Raw genomic sequence first — 3,656 nt, 5'->3', positions numbered from 1 at the left:
GGATTCTGGTGAGCGAGGCGGTGCCGGCCTACTGCCGGGGGCTGTTGTCAGGAATGCCGCAGCCGAAAGGCGACTTCGTCTGGGCACGGCTTCAGCCCAGCCACCTGATAATCTCGCCGGCCATGTCGGTCGAGCATGTTGTACGGCTATGGCATGTGCTCGGCCTTCTGCCAGGCATCTATCTTGAAATCGGAACGCGCAAAATCAGACTGGGATTCCAGATCAGAAGGCTGGGGCCTTGCACAGGAAAGGCTCCGGTCAGGCGGTGGGGAACAGTGGAATTCGATCTCGCCAACGGTCGGGTCCTGTATTTTACCTACGGTAGAGTGCTCAAACGGCTGCTCAATTCAAAACACCTGTTTTTGCGCCCGCCCGCCGGAAAACCCGCTCCACAAATCCGGCTGTTCGGCAAAACGAGTGCTGCGGACCAGAGAAACGGATGAAGCCGCTGGGCGATGCCCAGCGGCTTCATCCGTGTGCGGTTACTTGCCACAATTATTATCGTTTACCGTTGGCGCCGTCGCGTTACCATCGGCGTCCGTCTGCGCGCCTTGCGGGTTGGTCGGGCAATTCTGATCCGCGTTCGAATTCATGTCCCCTACCGTGCCAGTCGTGCTGTTGGTCGTGCCCGGGTCGACAGTGTCCGGCTCGACCGTATTCGGTGAAGCCGGCGTGTTCGGCTCAACCGTCACCGATTTGCCGCTGCCGCTTCCATTTGCGTTGTTGCTGCCGGCGCTTTGCGCCATGGCTGACGTGGCCAGACCAATGGTGAGAACCGAAGCTGCGAGGATTTTCATGAACATGGTTTGTCTCCATTTCTGTGAAGTCGTCGCTTGTTTTCTACGAAAGTGATCGCGTTGCGACTGTGGGGACAACCGGTCGCGGCGGCGAAGGTTCCCGACAAAATTCCGCTCAGGCGCACCGTGACTGGCGCAATGCTTTTGGCGCAGTGCTCTGAAAAAACGGCTTTCCCTTGAACTCGAATGATGCTTTAAGGCGCACATCCACAGGGGTGCTCCGTACGGTCGGGGCTGAGACGGGGGCGGCAAGCCCACAGACCCTAGAAGCTGATCTGGGTAATACCAGCGGAGCGAGGCGGGCGATGTTTTCAGGCGCACAGATTTCCCTATACCCCATGACCGACGAATTCGTCGGTGTCATTCTTGGCGCGCTCGGTGCGCTCGATCCCTGGCGCGACAAGCTCAGGATCGAGACCGACGACATCTCGACCTTGCTGGTCGGGCCGCCCGAAGTGCTGTTTCCCGCCATGCGCGACCTCTTCGTGGCGGCGGCACGCAGCGGCAAACATTGCGTGTTGTCGGCCGCCATCTCGCGCGGGTGCCCTGGCGAGCCGGATGACCCGATCTGCCGCTCCGATGCACTTGGCGGGCCTGTCGGGCCACTCGGCCCGCGCAAGGATGCGGCCATTGCGGCGGTGCGCAATGCTGCTGCCACCGGCCAGCCGGCGGCGGCGCAGTTCTCGCTCTATGTGATGGGCACCGACGACCACATGGACGAGATCTACGGCTGCATCGATTTTCTCAAGCAGTCCGGCGTCTATGAGCGTTCCAAGCATTTCTGCACGAAACTGCGCGGTGATGCCGGTGCGATCTTTTCGGCGCTGGACGAGGCCTTCTGCCGCTTCGGACCAGGCGCCGGCCACGTAACCCTCGACGTCACGGTCTCGGCCAACAGCCCGTCGGCTGTCTGAACCAGCCGCGCTTTCGCGCTGCCGTCAAAGGTTGTCTCCCGTGGCCACATCATCAGTCGCTTCGCGCCCGATCGCGAGCCTTCTTGTCAAGGCAATGCCGGCCATGATCTCGGTCGGTTTGCTCCTGCTGGCGTGGGAGCTTTATGCCACCTATTCCGGCATCAGGCCGACGACACTGCCGGCGCCGTCGCGCGTTTTCGAGCAAGCGCTGCTCAATCGCCAGGCGCTGGCCGACAACGCCATTCCGACCATCGGCGCCACGCTGCTCGGCTTTGCCTGTTCGCTCAGCGCTGCCTTCGTGCTGTCGATGCTGGTCGACTTCTTCCAGCCGCTGCGGCGTGCGCTGTTTCCTGTCTTAATCGTCAGCCAGACCTTGCCGCTGGTGGCGATCGCGCCGCTGGTGGTGCTCTGGTTCGGCTTCGGGCTGGCGCCCAAGATCATGCTGGTGGCGCTGGTTACCTTCTTTCCGATGCTGGTTGCATTGGTCGAGGGTTATGAGTCGACCGAGGCCGAGATCGGGCAAATGCTGCGCGCCATGGGGGCAGGGCGCTGGCGCATCTTCGTGCTGGCACGGCTGCCTTCGGCGCTGCCCTATTTCTTCGCTGGTTTGAGGATCTCCATCACCTACGCCGTGGTCGGCGCGATCTTCGCCGAATATGCGGGGGCCGCGAAGGGGCTGGGCATCTACATGCTCAACGCCAAGAACAATTTCCGTCCTGACCTGGTTCTTGCCGCCGTCGGAGTGAGCGCTGCCCTGACCCTTGTCCTGTTCGGGTTGACTGTACTGCTGCAGCGCCTTGCGATGCCCTGGGAGCGGGCCGGCAAGGAAACCGTCGGGAAGGGGCCCTGGCGATGAGCCGGCTCGAACTGCGGTATGTGCGCAAGGCGTTCGGTGGGCTCGACGTGCTGGCCGATATTTCGCTTAGCGTCGGCGCTGGTGAATTCGTCTCGATCCTTGGACCCTCGGGCGCCGGCAAATCGACACTCTTCCAGCTTCTGACCGGCGCCGAGCATGGCGAGGGCGAGATGTTGTTTGACGGCGCGCCGCTCGACGACCACGGCAGGCATTTCGCTTTCATGCCGCAGCGTGACGCGCTGATGCCGTGGCGGCGCATCCTCGACAACGCAACGCTCGGGCTCGAAGTGCAAGGCATGAGGAGACAGGCGGCGCGGGCGCGCGTTGCGCCGTTGTTTGCCGAATTCGGGCTTGCCGGCTTCGAGCGGCATTTTCCAGCGCAACTGTCCGGCGGTATGCGCCAGCGCGCGGCCTTGCTGCGCACGGTGGTGCAGCAACGCGACATGCTTTTGCTCGACGAGCCGTTCGGCGCGCTCGACGCGCTGACCCGCACGGCCATGCAGCGCTGGCTGGAACAGATGTGGCGGCATCATCGCTGGACGGCGCTCCTGATCACCCATGACGTGCGCGAAGCCGTGTTCCTGTCCGACCGCATCTATCTGCTGTCGGCGCGCCCGGCCCGCATCGTGCGTGAAATCAAGGTGCCGCTGCCGCGCCCGCGCAGCCTTGGCGGCGATGCCGCGCGCCAGGCAAGTACGCTCGAGGCCGAGATTCTCGACATCATCCTCAACGCCACCCCATCCAAAGGACACGATCATGACTGACTTGACGCGCCGGCAGGCCTTGTTGCTGACCCTTGCCACAGGCCTTCCGCTCGTTGCCGGATCGGGGCGAGCCCAAGCACAATCGGCACAAAAGGTCACCGTTGCCCTCGACTGGACTGTCAACACCAACCACATCGGACTGTTCGTCGCCCGCGACAAGGGCTTCTATCGCGAGGCCGGGCTCGAGGTCGACATCCTGCCTTACAGCGATACCGGTGCGGGCACGCTGGTTGCAAATCGCGTCGCCGATTTCGGCATCAACGGCACCATCAGCCTGTTCACCCAGAGAACCGCCGGAGCGGACCTGAAGGGCGTCTATGCGGTG

The 3,656-nt window shown here is 63.0% G+C and carries 6 protein-coding genes and 1 riboswitch; of the genes, 5 read left to right on the top strand and 1 reads right to left on the bottom strand.

Annotated features, from left to right (window positions below; all coding sequences use genetic code 11):
* A partial coding sequence (locus EN906_RS37445) for a hypothetical protein (protein WP_164777373.1) occupies positions 1–443 on the top strand: 443 nt, incomplete at its 5' end.
* Positions 444–482: 39 nt separating this feature from the next.
* Here EN906_RS37445 and EN906_RS26575 read toward each other — a convergent pair.
* The gene (locus EN906_RS26575) at positions 483–803 is read right to left on the bottom strand and encodes a hypothetical protein (protein ID WP_127272385.1); all 321 of its coding nucleotides are present in this window, start codon (positions 801–803) and stop codon (positions 483–485) included.
* A gap of 195 nt (positions 804–998) precedes the next feature.
* A riboswitch (TPP riboswitch) is annotated at positions 999–1,112 on the top strand.
* On the opposite strand from EN906_RS26575, the gene EN906_RS26570 reads away from it, so the two are divergent.
* The 4 genes from EN906_RS26570 to EN906_RS26555 form a co-directional block, all read left to right on the top strand.
* Positions 1,103–1,711, top strand: a complete 609-nt coding sequence (locus EN906_RS26570; protein WP_127271736.1) for a YkoF family thiamine/hydroxymethylpyrimidine-binding protein — start codon at positions 1,103–1,105, stop codon at positions 1,709–1,711. It overlaps the preceding riboswitch by 10 nt.
* A gap of 103 nt (positions 1,712–1,814) precedes the next feature.
* A complete protein-coding gene (locus EN906_RS26565) occupies positions 1,815–2,567 on the top strand; it encodes an ABC transporter permease (RefSeq protein WP_127272388.1) in 753 nt (250 codons plus the stop codon).
* A complete protein-coding gene (locus EN906_RS26560; protein WP_127268776.1) occupies positions 2,564–3,331 on the top strand; it encodes an ABC transporter ATP-binding protein in 768 nt (255 codons plus the stop codon). The genes EN906_RS26565 and EN906_RS26560 overlap by 4 nt, the downstream gene beginning before the upstream one ends.
* Positions 3,324–3,656, top strand: a 333-nt coding sequence (locus EN906_RS26555; protein WP_164777372.1) for an ABC transporter substrate-binding protein, incomplete at its 3' end; no start/stop codon positions are given. The genes EN906_RS26560 and EN906_RS26555, both read left to right, overlap by 8 nt.

Origin of the sequence: Mesorhizobium sp. M7A.F.Ca.CA.004.06.1.1, from assembly GCF_003999135.1 — a bacterium.
Taxonomy (GTDB): Bacteria; Pseudomonadota; Alphaproteobacteria; order Rhizobiales; family Rhizobiaceae; genus Mesorhizobium.
Note: the sequence above shows the minus strand (reverse complement) of the source record. Positions and strands in the feature narration are given on the sequence as shown.

Coding starts and splice junctions, on each gene's coding strand:
- EN906_RS26575 (WP_127272385.1), bottom strand. CDS start 803: ATGTTCATGAAAATCCTCGCAGCTTCGGTTCTCACCATTGGTCTGGCC.
- EN906_RS26570 (WP_127271736.1), top strand. CDS start 1,103: ATGTTTTCAGGCGCACAGATTTCCCTATACCCCATGACCGACGAATTC.
- EN906_RS26565 (WP_127272388.1), top strand. CDS start 1,815: ATGATCTCGGTCGGTTTGCTCCTGCTGGCGTGGGAGCTTTATGCCACC.
- EN906_RS26560 (WP_127268776.1), top strand. CDS start 2,564: ATGAGCCGGCTCGAACTGCGGTATGTGCGCAAGGCGTTCGGTGGGCTC.